Origin of the sequence: Microbacterium marinilacus (assembly GCF_019753765.1) — a bacterium.
Classification (GTDB): Bacteria; Actinomycetota; Actinomycetes; order Actinomycetales; family Microbacteriaceae; genus Microbacterium; species Microbacterium marinilacus.
In genome coordinates this window covers 92,166-112,953 of record NZ_JAIJZW010000004.1, presented here as the reverse complement: position 1 = coordinate 112,953, position 20,788 = coordinate 92,166, and the positions used below count along the sequence as shown (strand labels likewise).

At 72.3% G+C, this 20,788-nt stretch carries 19 protein-coding genes and 2 tRNA genes; 9 read left to right on the top strand and 12 right to left on the bottom strand.

Translation table 11 applies throughout. From position 1 onward, the window contains the following. Positions 1–2: 2 nt before the first annotated feature. The 4 genes from K5S26_RS08290 to K5S26_RS08275 form a co-directional block, all read right to left on the bottom strand. The gene (locus tag K5S26_RS08290) at positions 3–497 is read right to left on the bottom strand and encodes a tetratricopeptide repeat protein (RefSeq protein ID WP_221857514.1); all 495 of its coding nucleotides are present in this window, start codon (positions 495–497) and stop codon (positions 3–5) included. Between the two features lie 72 nt (positions 498–569). Further along, entirely contained in the window at positions 570–2,003 is a 1,434-nt protein-coding gene (tig, locus tag K5S26_RS08285; protein WP_221857513.1) for a trigger factor, read from the bottom strand. A 74-nt stretch (positions 2,004–2,077) separates the two neighbouring features. Beyond that, positions 2,078–2,151 (bottom strand) — tRNA-Pro (locus K5S26_RS08280). 83 nt (positions 2,152–2,234) lie between these two features. Further along, a tRNA-Gly gene (locus K5S26_RS08275) sits at positions 2,235–2,305 on the bottom strand. A gap of 206 nt (positions 2,306–2,511) precedes the next feature. Here K5S26_RS08275 and K5S26_RS08270 point away from each other — a divergent pair. Both K5S26_RS08270 and K5S26_RS18965 read left to right on the top strand, forming a co-directional pair. After that, positions 2,512–2,685 (top strand): hypothetical protein, encoded by a 174-nt coding sequence (locus tag K5S26_RS08270; RefSeq protein ID WP_221857512.1) that lies wholly within the window; start codon positions 2,512–2,514, stop codon positions 2,683–2,685. Between the two features lie 59 nt (positions 2,686–2,744). Then, on the top strand, positions 2,745–5,627 hold the full coding sequence (locus K5S26_RS18965; protein ID WP_221857511.1) for an ATP-binding protein: 2,883 nt from the start codon (positions 2,745–2,747) through the stop codon (positions 5,625–5,627). 8 nt (positions 5,628–5,635) lie between these two features. On the opposite strand, the gene K5S26_RS08260 is transcribed toward K5S26_RS18965, so the two are convergent. Further along, positions 5,636–6,175: a gamma carbonic anhydrase family protein gene (locus tag K5S26_RS08260; protein ID WP_221857510.1), complete on the bottom strand. Its 540-nt coding sequence runs from the start codon at positions 6,173–6,175 to the stop codon at positions 5,636–5,638. Positions 6,176–6,349: 174 nt separating this feature from the next. Here K5S26_RS08260 and K5S26_RS08255 point away from each other — a divergent pair, with 174 nt between their 5' ends. Beyond that, a complete protein-coding gene (locus K5S26_RS08255; RefSeq protein WP_221857509.1) occupies positions 6,350–6,835 on the top strand; it encodes a Dps family protein in 486 nt (161 codons plus the stop codon). A gap of 96 nt (positions 6,836–6,931) precedes the next feature. Here K5S26_RS08255 and K5S26_RS08250 read toward each other — a convergent pair whose 3' ends face one another. From K5S26_RS08250 to K5S26_RS08225, 6 genes are all read right to left on the bottom strand, one after another. Further along, positions 6,932–8,467: an amidohydrolase gene (locus K5S26_RS08250; RefSeq protein WP_221857508.1), complete on the bottom strand. Its 1,536-nt coding sequence runs from the start codon at positions 8,465–8,467 to the stop codon at positions 6,932–6,934. Then, a complete protein-coding gene (locus K5S26_RS08245; RefSeq protein WP_221857507.1) occupies positions 8,464–9,123 on the bottom strand; it encodes an FMN-binding negative transcriptional regulator in 660 nt (219 codons plus the stop codon). Before K5S26_RS08245 ends, K5S26_RS08250 begins: the two co-directional genes overlap by 4 nt. 94 nt (positions 9,124–9,217) lie before the next feature. Beyond that, a complete protein-coding gene (locus K5S26_RS08240; protein ID WP_221857506.1) occupies positions 9,218–9,781 on the bottom strand; it encodes a GNAT family N-acetyltransferase in 564 nt (187 codons plus the stop codon). A gap of 13 nt (positions 9,782–9,794) precedes the next feature. Next, complete coding sequence (locus K5S26_RS08235) at positions 9,795–10,832, bottom strand: Fpg/Nei family DNA glycosylase (RefSeq protein WP_221857505.1); 1,038 nt, start codon at positions 10,830–10,832, stop codon at positions 9,795–9,797. Next, entirely contained in the window at positions 10,832–11,320 is a 489-nt protein-coding gene (locus K5S26_RS08230; protein WP_221857504.1) for a ribose-5-phosphate isomerase, read from the bottom strand. The genes K5S26_RS08235 and K5S26_RS08230 overlap by 1 nt, the downstream gene beginning before the upstream one ends. 43 nt (positions 11,321–11,363) lie before the next feature. Beyond that, positions 11,364–12,545, bottom strand: a complete 1,182-nt coding sequence (locus K5S26_RS08225) for a ferrochelatase (protein WP_221857747.1) — start codon at positions 12,543–12,545, stop codon at positions 11,364–11,366. 179 nt (positions 12,546–12,724) lie between these two features. Between K5S26_RS08225 and K5S26_RS08220 the strand changes: the two genes are divergently transcribed. The 5 genes from K5S26_RS08220 to K5S26_RS08200 all read left to right on the top strand — a co-directional run bounded on the left by K5S26_RS08220 (position 12,725) and on the right by K5S26_RS08200 (position 19,185). Beyond that, entirely contained in the window at positions 12,725–13,084 is a 360-nt protein-coding gene (locus tag K5S26_RS08220) for an ArsR/SmtB family transcription factor (RefSeq protein ID WP_221857503.1), read from the top strand. Beyond that, positions 13,081–14,772 carry a SulP family inorganic anion transporter gene (locus K5S26_RS08215; protein ID WP_221857502.1) on the top strand — a complete coding sequence of 564 codons (1,692 nt, stop codon included), beginning with the start codon at positions 13,081–13,083 and terminating at the stop codon, positions 14,770–14,772. The genes K5S26_RS08220 and K5S26_RS08215 overlap by 4 nt, the downstream gene beginning before the upstream one ends. 92 nt (positions 14,773–14,864) lie before the next feature. Beyond that, positions 14,865–17,414 (top strand): aminopeptidase N, encoded by a 2,550-nt coding sequence (gene pepN / locus K5S26_RS08210; RefSeq protein WP_221857501.1) that lies wholly within the window; start codon positions 14,865–14,867, stop codon positions 17,412–17,414. 86 nt (positions 17,415–17,500) lie between these two features. Continuing rightward, positions 17,501–18,688, top strand: coding sequence for a mechanosensitive ion channel family protein (locus K5S26_RS08205; protein ID WP_221857500.1), 1,188 nt, complete (start codon positions 17,501–17,503; stop codon positions 18,686–18,688). Between the two features lie 86 nt (positions 18,689–18,774). Continuing rightward, positions 18,775–19,185, top strand: a complete 411-nt coding sequence (locus K5S26_RS08200; RefSeq protein ID WP_221857746.1) for a globin — start codon at positions 18,775–18,777, stop codon at positions 19,183–19,185. 4 nt (positions 19,186–19,189) lie between these two features. On the opposite strand, the gene K5S26_RS08195 is transcribed toward K5S26_RS08200, so the two are convergent. Beyond that, the gene (locus K5S26_RS08195) at positions 19,190–19,855 is read right to left on the bottom strand and encodes a DUF8185 domain-containing protein (protein ID WP_221857499.1); all 666 of its coding nucleotides are present in this window, start codon (positions 19,853–19,855) and stop codon (positions 19,190–19,192) included. Positions 19,856–19,893: 38 nt separating this feature from the next. Here K5S26_RS08195 and K5S26_RS08190 point away from each other — a divergent pair, with 38 nt between their 5' ends. Then, positions 19,894–20,787 carry an acyl-CoA thioesterase gene (locus K5S26_RS08190; protein WP_308122843.1) on the top strand — a complete coding sequence of 298 codons (894 nt, stop codon included), beginning with the start codon at positions 19,894–19,896 and terminating at the stop codon, positions 20,785–20,787. Position 20,788: the final 1 nt, after the last annotated feature.

Sequence of the window (20,788 nt, the reverse complement as noted above, 5' to 3'; positions counted from 1 at the left end):
GGTCAGTCGTCGACGAGCTCGGCCGCGTAGCCGGAGACAGAGCGCGTGTAGAGGGTCAGGTGCGGCGCCAGCGCTGACAGCGCGACCGACGCGGCACGCACCGGTTCCCCGGCCGAGACCAGGGTCAGCGCCGTGAACGCCGCCAGCTCGTCGCGCAGCGCCGTCGAGCCGCGGAGCCGCTCGGCCTCCAGCAGCTCGAGCGCCTCGTCGACCTTGCCGAGGTTGCGGATCGTGCTGGCGAGCTGGATCGTCGCTCGCGTGCGCCGGGCGTCGTCCAGCCCGCGCTCGATCGCGCGGCGGTACAGCGGCTCTGCCTCGGTCTCGTGCCCGGCGCTGTCGCGCGCCCCGGCCCGCTCGAACAGCGCTACGGGGTGGTCCTCCCCCAGCTCGCCCGCGAGCGCGTCGATGCGGATGACGCGCTCGTCGTCGCTGAGCCCGCGGTCCTGCCACACCGCGTCGACGCGATGCTGCCAGCCGTCGAAGGCGTCACCGCCCATGGTCGCTCCTCCTGATGATGGCGAAGGGGACGGACGCACGCGGCGTCCGTCCCCTTCGAGGTCAGCGGTCGATCACTCGGCCGCGGGCTCCTCGGTCTTCTTCTTGCGCGTGGTCTTCTTCGGCTTCTCCTCCGCCGGGGTCTCCTCCGCCGGGGCCTCTTCCGCGGCCGGGGTCTCCGGGGCGGCCTCGGCGTCCTCGTCGGCGTCCGCCTCGACGGCGTCCTCGTCGCCGGTCGCCGCGAAGCCGGACAGGTCGACCGCCTTGCCGTTGGTGTCGACGACCTCGACCTTGCCCAGGACGATTGCGAGCGCCTTGTTGCGGGCGACGTCCCCGACCACGGCCTGCAGCTGGTTGCCCTGCTGGAGCGCCTCGATGAACTGCTGCGGAGCCATGCCGTACTGGCCGGACATCTGCACCAGGTACTGCGTGAACTCGTCCTGCGAGACCTGCACCTCGAGCTTCTCGGCGATGGCGTCGAGGAGCATCTGCGTGCGGAACTGCTTCTCGCTCGCCTCGGCCACCTCGGCGCGGTGCTCGTCGTCCTCGAGCCGGTTCTCCTGCTCGAGGTGGCTGTGCACCTCGTCCTCGATGAGCTGCGCCGGGACGTCGATCTCGACCTGCTCGAGCAGCGTCTCGATCAGCTTGTCGCGAGCGGCGGACCCCTGCGAGAACGCCCCGCGGGACTCGACCTGCTCGCGGAGGCTGTCGCGCAGCTCGGCGATCGTGTCGAACTCGCTCGCCATCTGCGCGAAGTCGTCGTCCGCCTCGGGCAGCTCGCGCTCCTTGACGGCCTTGACCGTGACGGCCACCTCGGCCTCCTCGCCGGCGTGGTCTCCGCCGACCAGCGTGGAACGGAACGTGGTGTCCTCGTCCGCGGTGAGCGACTCGATGGCCTCGTCGATGCCCTGGAGCAGCTCGCCCGAGCCGACCTCGTAGGAGACGCCCTCGGCGCGGTCGATCACGTCGCCGTCGATCGTGGCGATGAGGTCGAGCTCGACGAAGTCGCCCTTCGCGGCGGGGCGGTCGACGGGAACGAGCGTGCCGAAGCGGGCCCGCAGTCCGTCGAGCTCCTCGTCCAGGGCGGAGTCCTCGACCTCGGTCGCGTCGACCGTGATCGTCAGGTTCTCGTAGTCGGGAAGGTCGAACTCGGGGCGCACGTCGACCTCGACGTCGACGATCAGGTCGCCCGAGAAGTCCTTCTCGTTCGGCCACTCCACGATGTCCGCCGCCGGGCGGCCGAGCAGCTTCACGTCGTGCTCCGCGACAGCAGCGCGGAAGAAGCCGTCGAGGCCCTCGTTGACCGCGTGCTCGATGACCGCGCCGCGACCGATGCGCTGGTCGATGATGGGAGCCGGAACCTTGCCCTTGCGGAAGCCGGGGACCTGCACGTCCTGAGCGATGTGCTCGTAGGCGTGCTGGATGCTCGGCTTGAGCTCCTCCGGGCTGACCGTGATGTGCAGCTTCACCCGGGTCGGGCTGAGCTTCTCGACGGTGCTGTTGACCATAGGGGTTCGTTCTCCTCGTGACGGTTCCCGCCGCGCAGTCCGCACGACGGGATCTAGGTCTGGGTGGGCCGTTGTCGGGGCGACAGGATTTGAACCTGCGGCCTCCCGCTCCCAAAGCGGGCGCTCTACCAAGCTGAGCTACGCCCCGGGATGATCCGCGCGACAACGCGAAACGGCCCCGTGAAGTCTAGCCGACGATGTCGGAGGTGCCTCACGGGGCCGTTGGAGCGGAGGGGATGACGGGAATCGAACCCGCGTAATCAGTTTGGAAGACTGAGGCTCTACCATTGAGCTACATCCCCGTGATGACGGATCCTCGACGGAACCGGCAGCGCGATCGAGTCTAGCCGACTCCGCACCCCTTCCCCGACGCGGCTCCTCTCGCGGCCCCGGAGGCCCTCCGTCTGAGGCGTGCCCGTCGCAGGAAATAGGGCGATCTCCCGATGCCCAGGCACCGCCTCAGGGACGAGCGTGGACCCCGTCGCAGGAACGACGGAGGGAGCCGGCCATGTACATCGACCCGATGATCGGGATCGTCCGCTACGAGGAGCACGTCAGGGAAGCCGAGGAGCGCATCGCACGCCTCCGGGCGCTCGAGGAGCGCCGGAGATCCGATGCGGAGCCGCGCCCGGCGCGCCCCGCGCGCGGCCTGCGCCGCCTGCTGCCGCGTCACACATGGTGATCCGCGGCGCACGGCCAGGGCCGGCCGGGGATGTCGGCGCGCGGTGCCACGATGGAGACGTGACACCGCAGACGCCCGTGCTGATCGGCCGGGAGGCAGAGCTCGCGCAGCTGGCGGACGCCCTCGAGGACGCTGCAGCCGGCCGCCCCCGCACGATCGCCGTCGGCGGCGAGGCGGGCATCGGGAAGACACGACTGCTCACGGAGTTCGCCGAGCGCCACAGGGGCGAGGCCAGGGTGCTCGTCGGCCGCTGCATCGACCTCGGCGGCGCCGGAGCGGCCTACACGTCCATCGCATCGGCGCTGCGTCCTCTCGTCGCGGAGCTCGGCACCGACGAGGTGCGACGGGCGACGGGAGCGGGACACCGCGCTCTGCAGGCGCTGTTCCCGCAGCTCGACGACGCGTCGGACGGGCCCCAGGGCACGCCGGGCGGCCTCCATGAGGCGATCGCGCTGCTGCTCGAGCGCGCCGCAGAGGACGAGCCGATCGTCCTCGTGATCGAGGACCTCCACTGGGTCGACCCCGCGAGCCTCGCCGTGCTGCGCTTCCTCACCCGCGCCCTCACCGATGCGCGCATCCTGATCGTCGCCTCCTACCGTTCGGAGGACGTGGGGCGGGGACACATCGCGCGCCAGTTCCTGGCCGAGCTCACACGCGACCGCGGCTCGGTGCGCATCGACCTCCCGCGCCTCGACCGCGAGGGGACCCGCCGGCTGATGGGCGAGCTGCTGGGCGCGCCGCCGGAGGAGTCCTCCGTCGACGCCCTCCTCGTCCGCAGCGACGGCGTGCCGTTCTACATCGAGGAGCTGGTCGACCTCGACGGCTGCCGCGAGGACTCCGCACCCCTGCCCGACGGACTGCGCGGGCTGCTGCTGGTCCGCTACGAGCGGCTCTCCGACAGCGCGCAGCGCGCCGCCCGCCATCTCGCCGTCGGCGGCGTCGAGGTGGAGCACGATCTGCTCGCCACGACCCTCGGCGGCGGGACCGAGGAGCTCGACGCGGCGATCAGGGAGGCCGTCGGGTCGGGGGTCATCCTGACGACCGAGACCGGGTACTGCTTCCGTCACGCCCTGGTTCGCGAGGCGATCCTCGACGACGTCCTTCCGGGCGAGCGCGAGCGCCTGCACGAGCGCTATGCGAGCGAGTACGAGGCGCGCGCCGAGGCCGGCCGGCCGGTCGCCGCCTCGGTGGCACACCACTGGTCGCACGCTCGCAACGTCGAGCGCGCGTTCCCCGCCTGGCTGCGTGCGATGCGCGAGGCGCGCGCGGCCATGGGCTACGCCTCCGCCGCGCAGCACGCCGAGCGCGCTCTCGCGCTGTGGGACGTCGTCGCCGACGCGGAGGGCGTCGCCGGGATGCCCCGCCGCGAGCTGATGGGACGTACCGCCACCTATCTCCGTAACGCGGGTGACGTCGAGCGCAGTCTGGCCGTCCTCAGGTCGGCGCTCGCCGACTGCCCGCCCGGCACCCTCGAGCACGCGCTGCTGCTCAACAACCAGGCCCGGGGTCTCGCCATGCTGGCTCGACCGGGTGCGATCGAGTCGTACCGCGAGGCGCTCGCCACCCTCGACGCGCTCGGCGACGGCGCCGATCACGAACTGCTGCGCGCCGACGTGATGGTGTCGCTCGCGGGTCGACTGCTGCTCGGCGGCGAGGAGCGCGAGGCGCTCGAGCTCGCCAGGGCGGGGGCGGCGATCGCCCACGCCCAGGGCGCCGCCCGGCTCGAGTCGGTGGGGGTCAACATCGGTGCGCTGTCCGAGGGCCACCTCGGACGCGTCGCCCTCGCCGTCGAACGCCTGGAGGACGCGCGCCGGATCGCCGGCGACGACGGACCCGCGCTGCTGCGGTACTGGGTGAACGCATCGGACTTCGCCCAGCACACCGGCGACTTCGCCCGCGCCCTCGAGATCGCCCGCGAGGGCATGGCGGCCGCACCCGGCTTCGGGGCCGACCGCACCTCCGGCGTCATCCTGGCCTCCAACGCCGTGGATCCCCTGACGTCCCTGGGCCGGTGGAGCGAGGCGGAGGAGCTCATCGACCGGTCCCTCGTGCTGTCGCCGCCCGGCACGTACCGCTCGTACCTGATCCGCGGCCGGGCCTGGCTGCTGCTCTGGCGCGGTGACGCGGCCGGCGCGCAGGAGACGCTGGTCGGCGCTCGGGCGCAGTTCGCCTCGACGGCGCGATTCGAGGTGCAGTCGCGCCTGACCGTCGGCCACGTCGCGACGGAGGCGGCCCTGGCGCTCGGTGACCTGGAGACGGCCTGGCGCGAGGCGCAGACCCTGCTCGCTCCCGATCCCGAACGACTCCACCCGGGCCACGTGCAGCCGTTCGCGTGGACGGTGGCTCGCCTGATCTCGCGCCTCCGCGCGCTCGAAGAGGACGGCCCGGGTGCCGCGGCCGTCGAGGCGGCGGCGCTCACCCTGCGCGATGTGGCCGACCGTTACGCCTGGTGGCCCACCCACGCCGTCTGGCGCCCGATGATCGAGGCGGAGCTCTCTCCGACGCCCGAGTCGTGGGAGACGGCGCTCGAGGCGGCCTCGGGCGAACGCGCTCCGGTCCAGCTGCGGCCCGCGGCGCTGCTGCGGCTGGCCGAGGCGCTCGTCGCCGCGGGAGATCGCGGCGCGGCGCGCGAAAGGCTGGACGATGCGCTGCGGGAGTCCGACCAGCGCGGCGTGATCTCGATCCGTGCGGAGGCGGCGGCCTTCGGTCGCGCCTCGGGTCTTCTCCGCGGGCGCGACCGCCGGCCCGCCGAGGACCTGACCGATCGGGAGCGACAGGTCCTCGAGCTGATCTCGGCGGGCCTGAGCAACCGGCAGATCGGCGAACGTCTCTTCATCAGCGGGAAGACGGCCAGCGTGCACGTCTCGGCCATCCTGCGGAAGCTCGGAGCGGCCAACCGCGCGGAGGCCGCGCATCTGGCTCGCGATCTCGTCTCCGGCTGACCTCGGGATCAGGCGCCGCGCAGCGCCGCCGCGTGCCGCTCGGCGTTCGAGAGGTAGCGCTCTCCGTTGTCGCGCAGCCCGGCGACCTCGTCGTCGGTCAGTTCGCGCCGGACCTTCGCGGGAACTCCCGCGACGAGCGAGCGGGGCGGCACCTGCGTGCCCTCCAGCACGACCGCGCCGGCGGCGACCAGGCTCCCGGCGCCGATGACGGCCCCCGACAGCACCACGCTGCCCATGCCGATCAGTGCGCCGTCGCCGATCGTGCACCCGTGCACGACGGCGTTGTGCCCCACCGAGACGAGGGAGCCGATCTCCACGGGATGGCTCGCGTCCACGTGCACCGACACGTTGTCCTGGATGTTGCTGCCCGGACCGATCGAGATGGCCGCGACATCGGCTCGCACGACGGCGTTGTACCAGACGCTCGCGCGCTCCCCGAGCGAGACGGCGCCGACGATGCGGGCGCCGTCCGCGACGAACGCGTCGGGGTGCACGGCCGGCACGTCGTCGAGGAGGGGCAGGACCGAGGCGTGCGGCGAGACCGGCATGACGCCGAGCCTACGGGTTGTCAACCCCTGTCACCGTGGAAGGGGTATGGATAGCCTTTCTTTCCCCAGGTCGGAGGCGATTTAGCAGAGCCTTCACTTGCTTGCGGAATGCTGCGGGACGAGTAGCGTTATCTCCATAGACGGCAGAAGCGCCGTCAGACTTCGGAGGGAAATATGAGCAGCAACCAGACCATCGCCACCACTGCCGCCGACCCGACGGTCGCCGCCGGCGTCTCGCAGTTCCTCTCCCCCGTCGTGCTCGGCCTGCAGGCGCTGACCGTGAACGGCAAGCAGGCGCACTGGCACGTGCGCGGCGCGAACTTCATCGGCGTGCACGAGTTCCTCGACACGCTCGTCGAGCACGCGGGCGCCTCGGCCGACGAGGCCGCGGAGCGCATCGTCGCCCTGGGCCTGCCCATCGACGCCCGTCTCGAGGCCGTCGCCCAGAAGGCCGCCGGCACGCCGGTCTCCGCCGGCTTCTCGCAGTCGGCCGACACGATCCGCGCGATCGTCGCCGACATCGACAAGGTGATCGCCGACCTGGACGCCGCGATCGAGGGGCTCGACGAGATCGACCTGACCAGCCAGGACGTCGCGATCGGCATCAAGGCCGGCCTCGAGAAGGACCGCTGGTTCCTCGTGGCGCACATCGCCGAGTAAGCACTCCCGCGAGTCGCACCGGCTCGTCCGACGAAGGGCCCCGGATCTTTCCGGGGCCCTTCGTCGTGTGCGCTCCGTCTGCTCCGAGCGCGGCCTTCAGGCGAGGTGCGTCAGGCGGCCGGCGATCATCGTGGCGTGCACGGGCATGGTGCGCAGTCCCGGCTCGTCGGCAGCGAGCGGATCGTGGGAGACCAGCGCGAGGTCGGACGGTGCGCCCGGCTCGATGCGCGCGCCGTGCAGGGAGCCTCCCCAGGTGGACGCCGCCAGCGCGGTCGCGGCGTCGATGCTCTCCTCCGCGTGCCAGGGAGCCCGGTCATCCGCGGTGCGGAACACCGCCGCCGCCATGGACGCCCAGGGGTCGAGCGGGGCGACGGGGGCGTCGGACCCCAGGAGGATGTTCGCTCCCGCATCGCGCAGCGAGCGAAGCGGGTACGCCAGAGCGGTCTGCGCGGCCCACAGCTCGTCGGTGAGATCGCGGTCGTCGAGGGCGTGCCGAGGCTGCACGCTGGCCCCGACGCCGAGACGCGCGAACCGGGCGAGATCGGCGTGCCGCACCAGCTGGGCGTGCTCGATGCGCCCCACGGCGCCCGAGGCCGCGAACGCATCGAGTGCGTGCGCGTTCGCGACGTCGCCGATCGCGTGGATCGCGCAGCCGAGTCCTCCGGCCGTCGCCTCGGTCATGAGCGCCACGAGTTCGTCCGGCGCGACGGTCAGCAGACCGTGGTTGTGGGGATCGTCCGCGTAGCCGTGCGCGCACGCGGCGGTCCGCGTGCCGAGCGAGCCGTCGGTGATGACCTTGAGTGGCCCGACGCGCACGAGTCCGGCTCCCGCGGCCGACGCGTCCACTCCGGTCAGCGGGTCGCCGGACCGGAGGCCCAGCGCCACAGCGCGGGCCAGGTGTTGCGGGTACACGCCGAAGTCGACGCGGAGCGCGTCGAACCCGCCCGCGACGCGCCTCCGCCAGGACTCCTCGTTCCAGTCCATGTCGAGATCGACGTATCCGACGAGCCCGCGGGCCGCCGCGGCCTGTGCCGTACGCGCGACAGCGGCATCGGCGTCCGCGTCGGGCACGTCGTTCAGCACGCGCGTGATGTCGAAGGCGGCCTCCTCCCGCACGACGCCGCTCAGGTCGGCCTCCACTCCCTCTCGGCGCAGCGCGGCGGTGTTCAGCCAGAGCGCGTGAAGGTCGAGACTCAGCAGGTAGGTGGGCACGTCACCCGTCGCGGCATCGAGCTCGGCGACGCTCGCGGGCTCTGCCCACAGGGCGTCGCGCAGCTCCACCGCGATGCGGCGGCCGTCTGAACGGATCGGCGCGCGGGCCGCCAGCGCGGCGGCCTCGGCGGCCGAGCCCGCCGCGCGCACCGACGTACGGGTCGCACCGAGTGCCCACTGCAGCGCGTGGACGTGGTGGTCCCAGAGGCCGGGCACGAGCCAGGAGCCGGCTCCGTCGAGCACGGTGCCGCGCCGGGCAAGACCACGGGCGGGGGCGATGTCCGCGATCTCTCCGCCGGCGAGGTGCACGTCGTACAGCGCCGCGGGGTCGACGGCGGCCAGCGGCATGAGGTCTCTGCCCTCGCCCCCGATCCGCACGTCGGCGATGACGTCGACGTGCTCGCCCCGGCCGACGCTCATCGCGCGCCCCCCGCGCGTCCGCGCGCTGCGTCGCGCGCGTCCTGGGAGCGGCGCATCTCCGCGGCGAGCCCCGGGTTGCGGTGCGGGCCGTCGCCCGAGAGCTCGCCGATGATGGTCTCGATCACCTCGTCAGGCCGGTTCTGGCTGAGCTTGCGCTTGGCGGTCACCCGCGTCGGCGTGAGCCGGAAGCCGACGGTGCCGCGCTCGAGGCGCTCGATGAACTGGGCGTCGTTGGGGCGTTCCCACATCAGTCGCGGCGAGGGCATCGGACGCTCGAACCGGGCGACGAGCCTGTCCAGCACCGCGAGGTTCTCTTCGGCGGTGAGGATCTCGGGCACGCCGGCCAGATGAGCGGAGACGAAGTTCCACGTCGGGACGGCCGCGCCCTCGCCGTACCAGCCGGGTGAGACGTAGCCGTGCGGCCCCTGCACGACCACGAGCAGCTCCCCGTCGCCCAGACCGTGGACGGCGTCGTCGGGCCGACCGACGTGCCCGACGATGGTGAGGTCGTCCCGTCCTTCGTCGAGCAGCACCGCGTAGTGCGATGCGACGAGCCCCTCGGCCGCATGGCTGACCAGGGTGACCCACGGGTTCCGGTCGATCAGGCGTCGCAGCTCGGCGACGTCGGTGAACGCGAAGCTCGGGTTCTGGCGCATGGATCCGATCGTACGTGGGCGCGTCAGCGGCCCGTCGACCGACGACCGGCCCGGACCGACTCGAGAGTCTCGGTCCTCCGTGGCTGCCCTCGACTCAGCCCCGGAGCACCACGAGCTGCGCGGGCGTGACGTCGCGGTCCGTGTAGATCAGGCGCACCGCTCCGGGGTCGGGGTTGCCGTCGTCCGGCCCCCGCCAGACGAGCCGAAGTCCGAGGCGCTCGGCGACCGCCTTCGACGCGAGGTTGTGCTCGAGCAGGATGGCGGAGACGGGAAGCTCGGGCCGCACCGCTGCCGCGCGTTCCGCGCCCGCCCGAGCGATGCGCGTCGCGAAGCCGCGCCCCTGGAAGGCGGGGTCGAGCCGGTAGTAGACGTTCCAGGCGGCGTCCTCGCGCACACGGCAGCCACCGATGCCCACATAGGCGCCGGTGTCGCGCAGGCGGGCCGTCCAGTAGCCGAGTCCGTGATCCCAGTCGGCGATGTAGTGCTCGATCATCTCCCGGGTGCGTGCGAGAGACGTGTGCCGCCCCGACGGCAGATGGGTCCAGACAGCCGGGTCGGCATGCAGCCGATGCGTCTCGGGCAGATCGCCGACGTCCACGGGCGTCAGCACCAGGTCGCCGAGGACGACGGGATCGGTGGCGGCGTGCGCCCCCCTCATCGGATCACCGCTCTCACCGCTGGCAGGACGGGCACCAGTACAGCTTGCGGGCCTGCATCTCCTCCACGACGACCTCCGTGCCGCACACGCGACACGGCAGCCCCGCACGGTGATACACCCAGTGCCGGTCGTCCCTGCTCGCCATCGCGCGGCGCCAGTCGTCGGGGCTCAGGTCGTCCATCGTCATCATCTGACCGGTCTCGACCCCGACGCGCAGCAGGCCGACCCAGTCGTCCCAGAGAGCGCGCACCAGCTCCTCCGGGATCGCCTTGCCGGGGGTGTGCGGATCGAGCCTCGCCCGGAAGAGCATCTCGGCGCGGTACACGTTGCCGATGCCGCTGACCACCGCCTGGTCCATGAGGAGCTGCCCGATGGCGACGTTACGACGGCGGACCGCCGCCACGAACCGCTCCTCGTTCTCGACGGGGTCGCCGACGAGGGGGTCGGGGCCGAGACGCGCGATGACGGCGTCGACCTGCTCGGGCGTCTCGACCGCGCAGGCGGTCGGGCCCCGGAGGTCGGCGGCGGTCACGTCCGTCATCAGGCGCAGGCGCACCTGTCCGACCACGGGAGGCGGCCACTCGGCGGTGCCCGGCTCCTCCGTGTCCGCCGTCCCGTCGGCGCCCAGCGTGCGTGTCTGCTCGGACATCCGCACGTGCACGCGCGTGCGGCGCGGGGCGCCGATCGACGCCAGCGAGTTCTCCCCGTCCTCGTCGAAGACGGGCGCGTCGCCCGGCGCCGCGAGGTCGGTGCCACGCTGGTTGGTCTGCCCCATGCGGCCGTTCGCCGACGCGATCGTCGGATCGACGAGGATCTCCCCCGCGAAGTCCCACGCGCCGTAGAGGCCGAGGTGCACGCGCAGCCACACCTGTTCGTCGAACTCGAGGAACATCTGCTTGCCGACGGCCTGCGCCCTCGTCGGCGTGCGTCCGTCGAGCTCTGCGGCGCCCTGAGCGAAGCGTCCTTGCGGGCTCGACGCGCTGATCGGCCGGCCGACGAAGTTGCGGGCGAACTGTCGCGCGATCCGGTGGACGGAATGACCCTCGGGCATCAGTTCGCGCGGGGGTCGGGCTCGAGCGAGCCGTCGGCCTCGTAGGCGGCGATCTGCGCGATGCGTCGCACGTGACGCTCGTCGCCTGAGAACGGCGTCTGGACGAAGCGGTCGATGAAGCTCACCACGTCGCCGAAGGCGTGCTGCCGTGCGCCGATCGCGATGACGTTGGCGTCGTTGTGCTCGCGTGCCAGCTCGGCGGTCGCGATGCTCCAGACGAGGGCGGCGCGCACCCCGGCGACCTTGTTCGCGGCGATCTGCTCGCCGTTCCCCGACCCGCCGAACACCACGCCGAGTGCGTCGACGCCCCTCGCCCGGTCGTCCACGACCGCCTGCGCGGCGCGGATGCAGAACGACGGATAGTCGTCGACGGGGTCGTACTCGACCGGTCCGTGGTCGACCACCTCGTGGCCCTGCCCGGCGAGGTGGTGCTGCAGCTGCGTGGAGAACTCGAGGCCGGCGTGGTCGGTCGCGATGTGGATGCGCATGGCACTCATCCTAATTTCATCGCGCGCGGCGGCATCGCGCCCCTCAGGGCAGGATGCCCGCCGCCGCCGGGCGGAAGCCGAGGCGGGCGTTCTCGCTGTCGCCCGGACGCGAGACGTCGAACCACGGCCCGAGCGGGGTCAGCGCCGGACGCTCGGCCGCGGGCGTGCCGCGCAGGCGCTCCTCGACGAGGTCGATCAGGCCGGCGACGAACGCGGGATGAGAGCCGGGCGTCCGGGTGCGCACGGAGCTCATTCCGGCCTCGGCGGCGGAGGCCATGGCCTCGTTGTCGAGGTCCCAGAGCACCTCCATGTGGTCGCTGACGAAGCCGAGCGGCACGATGACGACGGCGCGCACGCCCTGCGCGGGCAGCTCGGCGATCTCGTCGTTGATGTCCGGTTCGAGCCACGGCTGCGACGCGGGGCCGGACCGGGACTGGTAGACGAGCTTCCAGCCGGAGGCGCCGGCCTGGGGAAGCTCCTCGGCGAGCCGCGACATGATGTGCTCGGCGACCGCGCGATGCTGCGCCACGTACGCGCCGCCCTCGGGCCACTCGACGTCGCGGGGACCGGAGCGGTCGGCGTCGGCGGTGGGGATGCTGTGGGTGGAGAACAGCACCCGGATCTCGGGAGCGGAGAGCCCGTCGGCGAGGTACGCCGCCACGGCGTCTCGGACGCCCTCGTAGAAGGGCTCGACGAATCCGGGGTGATCGAAGAACAGCCTCACCTTGTCGATGGTCACAGGGGCGTCGCCGCCGCCCTCCGAGGGGGCGCCGAGGCCGGTGTCCGTCAGGATGCGTGCGAAGTCCTCGCGGTACTGGCGGTCGCTCGAGTAGGAGCTGTACGCGCTCGTCGCGACGGCGAGGAGGGTGCGGTGACCGTCGTCGTACGCCTGGCGCACGGCGTCCTCGAGGAGGGGAGCCCAGTTGCGGTTGCCCCAGTAGATCGGAAGGTCCAGACCGCGTCGCGCGACCTCGTCCTCGAGCGCGGCCTTGAGCTCGCGGTTCTGCGCGTTGATCGGGCTGACGCCTTCGAAGTGGCGGTAATGGTGGGCGACCTCCTCCAGCCGCTCGTCGGGGATGCCGCGGCCGCGGGTGACGTTGCGCAGGAACGGGATGACGTCGTCCTGTCCTTCCGGGCCGCCGAAGCTCGCCAGCAGGATGGCGTCGTACGCGACCGGGGTCTCGACGAACGGCGCCCCGCTCGACGCGGCGGCGGAGGCGAACAGCGGTCCCCTCTGCTCGAGGGTCGAGGTGGCGGCCGGGGACGGTGTCTGATCGCGCTGCTCGTTCACCCCTCCATTTTCGCACCTCTGTAGAAGTCGCGCGTCATGGCCGTCGCGTGTCCCCGCGAGAGCCGATCGCAGCCCGCGTGGAACGATGCGTCTCACGATATGATGAATCCATCATGCCGATGATCGACAGCCATCGCCCCCTGTACGAGGTCAAGGCCAACCTCTTCAAGGGGCTCGCCCACCCTCTGCGGATCCGCATCCTCGAGCTTCTGAGCGCGTCCGACGAGGTCAGCGTCGCCGATCTGCAGTCCGAGACCGGCCTCGAGCCCTCGCACCTCTCGCAGCACCTCGCCGTGCTGCGCCGTCATCGTCTCGTCACCTCGGAAAGACGAGCGAGCCACGTCTTCTACCGCCTCGCCGACCCGCGCGCCGCCGACCTGCTGCGCGTCGCCCGCGCGCTTCTGCTCGGCATCCTCGAGGCCGACCGGGAGCGCCTCGACGAGGCGCGCGACCTGCCGGCCCTCGCCCGATGAGCGCGAACGCACGGCTCGCCCGCCTGCGGTCTCTTCTGCCCTCCGCCGCCGACTACCGGGGCGCGTCCCGCACCTGGCGACGAGACGTGCTCGCCGGCGTCACCGTCGGCGTCGTCGCCCTCCCCCTCGCCCTCGGCTTCGGGGTCAGCTCCGGTCTCACCGCAGAGCAGGGACTCGTGACCGCCATCGTCGCGGGCCTGCTGGCGGCCGTCTTCGGAGGGTCGTCGGTCCAGGTGTCCGGCCCCACCGGCGCCATGGTCGTCGTGCTCGTGCCGATCGTGGCGACGCACGGACCCAGCGCGGTCGCGGCCGTCACCCTCATGGCCGGCGCCCTCGTGCTGGTCGCCGGCGTCGCCCGCCTCGGCAGGGTGGTGTCGTTCATCCCCTGGCCCGTCATCGAGGGCTTCACGGTGGGCATAGCGGTGATCATCTTCCTCCAGCAGGTGCCGCTCATCACCTCGCCCCATCAATCCGCGGCGGGCGAGCACAGCTCCAACGCGCTCGTCGCCGCGGTGCAGGCGGTGGCCGCCGCGGACCCCGCCTATCTCGCGTGGGGAGCAGGCGCCGCCCTGCTGGTCGCCCTCGTGATGGTGGTCGCCCCGCGCATCCACCCCGCGCTTCCCGGCTCGCTCATCGGCATCGCGATCGTCACCGCGCTCTCGGTGCTGCTGCCGACGCCTCTCGCGGCGATCGGCGAGATCCCCTCGGCCCTGCCCGCGCCCGCGCTGCCCGCGCTCGATCCCGGGACGCTGCCGGGCCTGCTGCCCGCCGCGCTCACGGTGGCCGCGCTCGCCGCCATCGAGTCGCTGCTGTCGGCGCGCGTGGCGGCGTCGATGGCGGACACCGGGCCGTACGATCCCGACCGCGAGCTCGTAGGCCAGGGGCTGGCCTCCCTCGGCGCCGCCTTCTTCGGCGGGATGCCCGCCACCGGCGCGATCGCCCGCACGTCGGTCAACGTCCGCTCCGGCGCCCGCACGCGCATCGCCGCGGTGGTCCACGCGGCCGTGCTTCTGCTCATCGTCCTCGCCGCCTCCGGTCCCGTCGGGGCGATCCCGCTGGCGGCACTCGCCGGCGTGCTCTTCGTCACCGCGGTGCGGATGGTGCACGTCGCCACGGCACGCGCGATCCTCACGTCCACCCGCGCCGACGCCGCGGGGTTCGTCGTGACCGCGGCGGTGACGCTCGCGTTCGACCTCATCGTCGCGGTGGGCATCGGCGTGGCCCTCGCGGGGCTGGTGGCCCTGCGCAACCTCTCGCGCGCCACCGGCGTCGTCCGAGAGCCCGTACCGGGAGACCCCGAGCCGGGCGACGAACGGATCGCGATCGTGCGGCTCGACGGGCCGCTCTTCTTCGCCGCGGCCGACCGCGTGTTCGACGCCGCCACCGCCATCGAGGGCGTCGAGGTCGTGATCCTGCGCATGTCGCGCCTCGAGCTGGTCGACGCCACAGGCGCACGGATCCTCAGCGACGTGGTCCGCACCCTCGAACGGCGCGGCATCACCGTGCTCGTCAAGGGAGTGCGGCAGGCGCACGACGAGCTGTTCCGCTCCGTCGGCGTCCTGTCGGCCCTGCGCGATCACCGGCATCTGTTCACGGAGCTCGCGCCCGCGGTCGCCCATGCGCGCAGTCACGTGCTCCGCGCCGCCGGATCCTCTTCCTCGCCGGGATCCATCGGCCCGAGCGCCTGACGACGTAGTCTTGTCCAGTCGCCGCCCGCGTCCGCACACCAGTGACGCCCGGTCGGCACACCATCGCCCCTCACCCCCATGGGAGCTCAGCAGTGCCTGGAGAGAACCTCACCCGCATCGAAGCGCAGGAGCGCCGCGCCGTCGTCGACACCCGCTCGTACGAGGTCTCGCTCGACCTCACGAAGGGCGCCGAGATCTTCGGCTCGCGGAGCGTCGTGCGGTTCGCCGCCACGCCCGGCGCGGCCACCTTCATCGACCTGATCGCTCGCGAGGTCCGCGAGATCACGCTCAACGGGCGCGAGCTCGACCCCGCCCTCGTCTTCGCCGACTCCCGCATCCAGCTCGACGACCTCGAGGCCGAGAACGAGCTGGTCGTCGACGCCGACTGCCTGTACACGAACACCGGCGAGGGCCTGCACCGCTTCGTCGACCCCGTCGACGGCGAGGTCTACCTCTACTCGCAGTTCGAGGTGCCCGACTCGCGCCGGATGTTCGCGGTGTTCGAGCAGCCCGACCTGAAGGCGACGTTCCAGTTCACCGTCACCGCTCCCACGAGCTGGAAGGTCGTCTCCAACTCGCCGACGCCGGAACCGATCACGCACGACGACGCGCGGCAGGCGACCTGGGGCTTCGCTCCCACCCAGCGCATCTCCTCCTACATCACGGCCCTCATCGCCGGCCCCTATGAGGAGACCCGCTCGGAGCTCACGAGCTCGGACGGCCGGGTCATCCCGCTCGGCGTCTTCGCCCGCAGGAGCCTGTGGCAGGACGTCGACGCCGACTACATCTTCGAGAAGACCCGCCAGGGGTTCGCCTATTACGAGGACAAGTTCGGCTACCCCTACCCGTTCGAGAAGTACGACCAGCTCTTCGTCCCCGAGTTCAACGCGGGCGCCATGGAGAACGCCGGGGCCGTGACGTTCACGGAGACCTACGTCTTCCGCTCGAAGGTCACCGACGCGGTCAAGGAGCGCCGCGTCGTGACGATCCTGCACGAGCTCGCGCACATGTGGTTCGGCGACCTGGTCACGATGAAGTGGTGGAACGACCTCTGGCTGAACGAGTCGTTCGCCGAGTGGGCCTCCACCATCGCCACGGCCGAGGCCACCGAGTGGACCGAGGCGTGGACCACGTTCAACGCCATGGAGAAGACCTGGGCCTACCGTCAGGACCAGCTGCCCTCGACGCACCCCGTGGTCGCCGAGATCTCCGACCTCCAGGACGTGCAGGTCAACTTCGACGGCATCACCTACGCCAAGGGCGGCTCCGTCCTCAAGCAGCTGGCGGCCTGGGTGGGCATCGACGCCTTCTTCTCCGGCGTGGGCGCCTACTTCGCCAAGCACAGGTTCGCGAACACCGAGCTGAGCGACCTGCTCGTGGAGCTCGAGCGCACGAGCGGGCGCGACCTGTCGGGCTGGTCCAGGAAGTGGCTCGAGACGGCCGGGGTCAACACCCTCTCCCCCGTCATCGACGAGGCGGGCGACGGCACGATCTCGCGGTTCGCCATCACTCAGACCGCTCCCGCCGACTACCCGACGATCCGACCGCACCGCCTCGGCGTGGGCTTCTACGAGCTCGCCGCCGGCACGCTGCGGCGCACGCACCACATCGAGCTCGACGTGGACGGCGACCTCACCGAGGTGCCGCAGCTCAAGGGCGTGCGTCGCCCCGACCTCGTGCTGCTGAACGACGACGACCTCGCGTACGCGAAGATCCGGCTCGACGACCGCTCGCTCGCGACGGCGATCGACCATCTGGCGGACATCGCCGACCCGCTCGCGCGGTCGCTGGTCTGGGGCGCCGCCTGGGATCAGACCCGCGACGCCGAGTCGGCGGCGAGCGACTACGTCGACCTCGTGCTGCGGAACATCGGTCGCGAGACCGAGTCGACGACGATCCGCACGACGCTCGCGCAGCTGCAGCTCGCGGCGAACGCGTATGTGACGCCGGAGACCCGCGAGTCGACCCGCGCCCGGGTGGCGGACGGCCTGTGGCGACTCGCCCGGTCCGCCGACGCCGGCGGGGACGCGCAGCTGCAGTTCACGACCGCCTTCGCCTCCGCCGCGTCGACCCCGGAGCAGTGGGAGATCGTCCGGCAGCTGCGCGACGGCGAGGTCGTGCTGGACGGCCTGACGATCGACACCGACCTGTCGTGGCAGCTGCTGGTGTCGCTCGCCGCGGGCGGTGTCGCCGACGACGCGCAGATCGACGCCGCCCTGGAGGCCGACAACACCGCCAAGGGCGGGGAGTTCGCGGCCCAGGCGCGAGCGGCGCTGCCGACCGCGGAGGCCAAGGCGGCGGCGTGGTCGTCGCTGATCGACCGGGACACGCTGCCGAACACCGTCGTGCGGGCGGCCTCCGCCGGCTTCGTCCACCCCGCCTCGCGCCCCCTGCTGGACGCGTACGTCGAGAAGTACTTCGAGATGCTGCTGCCCATCTGGGAGGCACGCTCGTTCACGATCGCCGAGTACCTGTGCCAGCTGCTGTACCCGGCCCCGCTGGCCGACGCGCGGCTGCTGGAGGCGACGCGCTCCTGGCTCGGCGCGAACCCGGAGGCCCCTGCGGCCCTCCGGCGCATCGTGCTCGAGAGCCTCGCAGGCGTCGAGCGGGCGCTGGCCGCGCAGGCCCGCGACGCGGAGTGAGCCGCCCGCCGCACGTCGTGTGATTCCCAGCGAGCCCCGGCGCCGCGCACAGCGCGCGCCGGGGCTCGCGGCATACCCTGGACGGGATGACTCCCACGAACACGGATAACGCCGTCGACCAGGCGCTCACCTTCGGAGAGCAGATCCTGAAGTGGCTCGGATCGGCCGGCCTGATCGCCCTCAACGTCGCGATCATCATCGTCGTCTGCGCGCTGATCGCATGGATCCTGCGGTTCGTCGTGCGGCGCGTGGTCGATCGCATCGTGCGCGGCGCGAAGAGCAAGGCGAAGGTCGACGACACGCGGGCGCTCGAACGCTCGCCCCTGGCTTCGGTGCGACTCGTCCAGCGCACCCGGACGCTGGGCTCGATCCTGACCAACATCATCAACACGTCGATCGTCGTGGTGGCGATCATCCTGATCATCGGCGCCATCAACGAGGGCATCCTCGGCTCGTTCGCGCTGATCAGCGCGGCGATCGGCGCCGGCCTCGGCTTCGGTGCGCAGAACATCGTCAAGGACGTGCTGAACGGCATCCTCATCGTCGCGGAGGACCAGGTCGGCATCGGCGACGTCGTGGACCTCGGGCTCGCCACGGGCGTGGTGGAGTTCGTGAGCGTCCGCATCACCCACGTCCGGGATGTCAACGGCACGCTCTGGTATGTCCGCAACGGCGAGATCCTGCGCATCGGCAACATGTCGCAGGGGTGGTCGCGCGTGGTGGTCGATCTCGGCCTGCCGGCCGACGTGGACGTCGATCAGGTCGAGCGCGCTCTGCTGGAGGCCGCCGAGGCCTTCACCAAGGAGCCCCGCTGGCGCTCCCGCATCTTCGACTCGCCCGAGGTCTGGGGACTCGAGTCGGTCGACGGCGACACGCTGAGCATCCGCCTGGTGCTGCGTGCCAAGCCGAGCGCGAAGGACGATGTCGCCCGCGAGCTGCGGATGCGTCTGCGCGACGCCGTCCACGCGCTCGGTCTGGAGCTGCCGTCGCTCGCCTCGGTCACGCTCGAGGGAGCGGACGGGGCGCTGCGGGTGCGCGGCGCGAACCCGCCCCGCACCGAGCCTCAGCCCTTGCCGGAGCGCCCCTCGTGGCGTCCGCGCGGCAAGAGGACGACACCGCAGACCGACGCCCCGATCACGACGCCTCCCGCTCCCGCGACGCAGGACGACGAGCCCGTAGCGGACGGCGCGGTCGACGGTTCGGCTCCCTCCGCGGACGCGCCCGACCTCGCACCCGGTGACGAGCCGCCCCACGGAAAGGGCACCGCGCTGTGACGCTCGGCATCCGGCCCGAGGGGCACGGCCCCTCCCCCGAGGGCACGGGCTCGGACGGCGCCTCCCCGACCCAGGCCCCGCCGTCGATCACGTTCTACGAGGCCGTGGGCGGCCACGACACGTTCGTGCGGCTCGTGGACGCGTTCTACCGCGGCGTCGCCGCCGACCCGGTGCTGAAGCCGATGTACCCGGAAGAGGACCTAGGCCCCGCCAAGGACCGCCTGACGCTCTTCCTCGAGCAGTACTGGGGCGGTCCGACGACGTACAGCGAGAGGCGCGGGCACCCGCGCCTGCGGATGCGCCACATGCCCTTCCACGTCAACCCCGACGCCCGGGACCGCTGGCTGGCGCACATGCGGGCGGCGGTCGACGAGCTCGGCCTGGCTCCTCTGCACGAGGAGACGCTGTGGGACTACCTGCAGCGGGCCGCCCACGCCATGGTCAACACGTTCGAGCCCACGCCCGGCGTCGCCGAGGGCCCCCGAGCGGAGGCCTGACGCGTCAGGCGGGCGCGCCCGTCTCCCGCACCGGCGTCAGCCCCGTCGCCGCGGGGCCCCGGGAGAGGACGTGCCCGCGCTGCAGGCTCACCCGCATCCAGCGGCCCGAGGCCGTCACCCGCGCGGCCTCCTCCCCGCCGATGAAGCCGAGCGAGAACGCCGCGAACGCCACGCCCAGCGGCAGACCGAGCAGCGCGTCGTCCGGCGCGCCCCACACATCGCCGCGGATCGCCCGGACGACGTCCTCGCCGGCGTCGGTCGGCACCCGCTCGGCCACCGCGGCGATCCCCCACTGCGCTCTCGAGGCGAGCGTCGCGGCCGGGATCTCGCCGCGCGCCTGCCAGCCACCCCGTGGCGGGGCCATGCCGGCCCAGGCGGGCGCGAGGGCGGAGTCCGGCAGCGTGAGCGCGGTGTCGTCGTCGCTCTCCGAGAGCTCGCCGACGACCAGGTCGCACTGCAGCTCGGGGTCGGCGGCGACCACGCGCATCGCCAGCACCGTCGGCGTGCGATCCAGCAGCCCGCGCGGCGCGAGGGCGGCCGTGGTCATCGCCAGCACTCCCCCCGCCGCCTGCAGCCTGACGCCCTCGTCGCCGATCCGGGCGGCTCGACGCGCGAAGGTCAACGCGTCCTGGGCGGTCGGGGCATCGGCGAGCACGAGTCGGGCGGTCACCGATCAAGCGTACGCGTCCGGTTCCCTAGACTGGGCGCGTGACTGACCCGACGCCCTCCGCAGACCCGGTCGACGTGCTGCTGGACGTGCTCGCGCTGGGCGAGACCGGCGCCCGCACCAGCGAGGACATCTTCACGGCCTCGTCGCACCCCATGCCCGGCGGCCGGATCTTCGGCGGCCAGGTGCTCGGGCAGGCCGTCGTCGCGTCGGCACGCACCCTCCCGCCCGATCGCTCCCCGCATTCGCTCCACGGCTACTTCCTCCGCCCCGGCGACGTGCACAAGCCCCTCACCTTCGCGGTCGACCGGATCCACGACGGCCGTTCCTTCTCGCGTCGCCGCATCCAGGCGTTCCAGGAAGGCGAACCGATCTTCTCGGGCATCGCCTCCTTTCAGGACGACGACCCCGGCCTCGAGCATCAGCTGACGATGCCGGAGGTGCCGGGCCCCGAGGGGCTGCCCGGCCCGTCCGACCGCGTGCACGGGCGCCCCGAGGCGTCGCTGCTGCTGCGCGCCAACCCGATCGAGGTCCGGCACGTCGACTCGGACATCTATCTGTCGGTCGACAGGCCGCAGCCGCGCCAGGCCGTGTGGACCCGCCTTCGCCGCCCGATCGGCGACGACCCCATGCTCCACCGCGCCGCGATCGCGTACATCACCGACTTCACGATCCAGGAGTCGGTGATGCGCGCGCACGGCGTGCCGTGGGCGACGCCCGGCATCAGGACGGCGAGCCTCGACCACGCGATCTGGTGGCACCGTCCCGGCCGCGCCGACGAGTGGATGCTCTACGTGCAGGAGTCGCCGAGCTCGCGTGGCGGGCGCGGCCTGGCACAGGGCCAGCTCTACTCGAGGGACGGCGCGCTGCTCGCCACGGTCGCTCAGGAGATCATGCTGCGCGTCCCGGAGACCGGCGCGTCCCGGACGCCCTGAA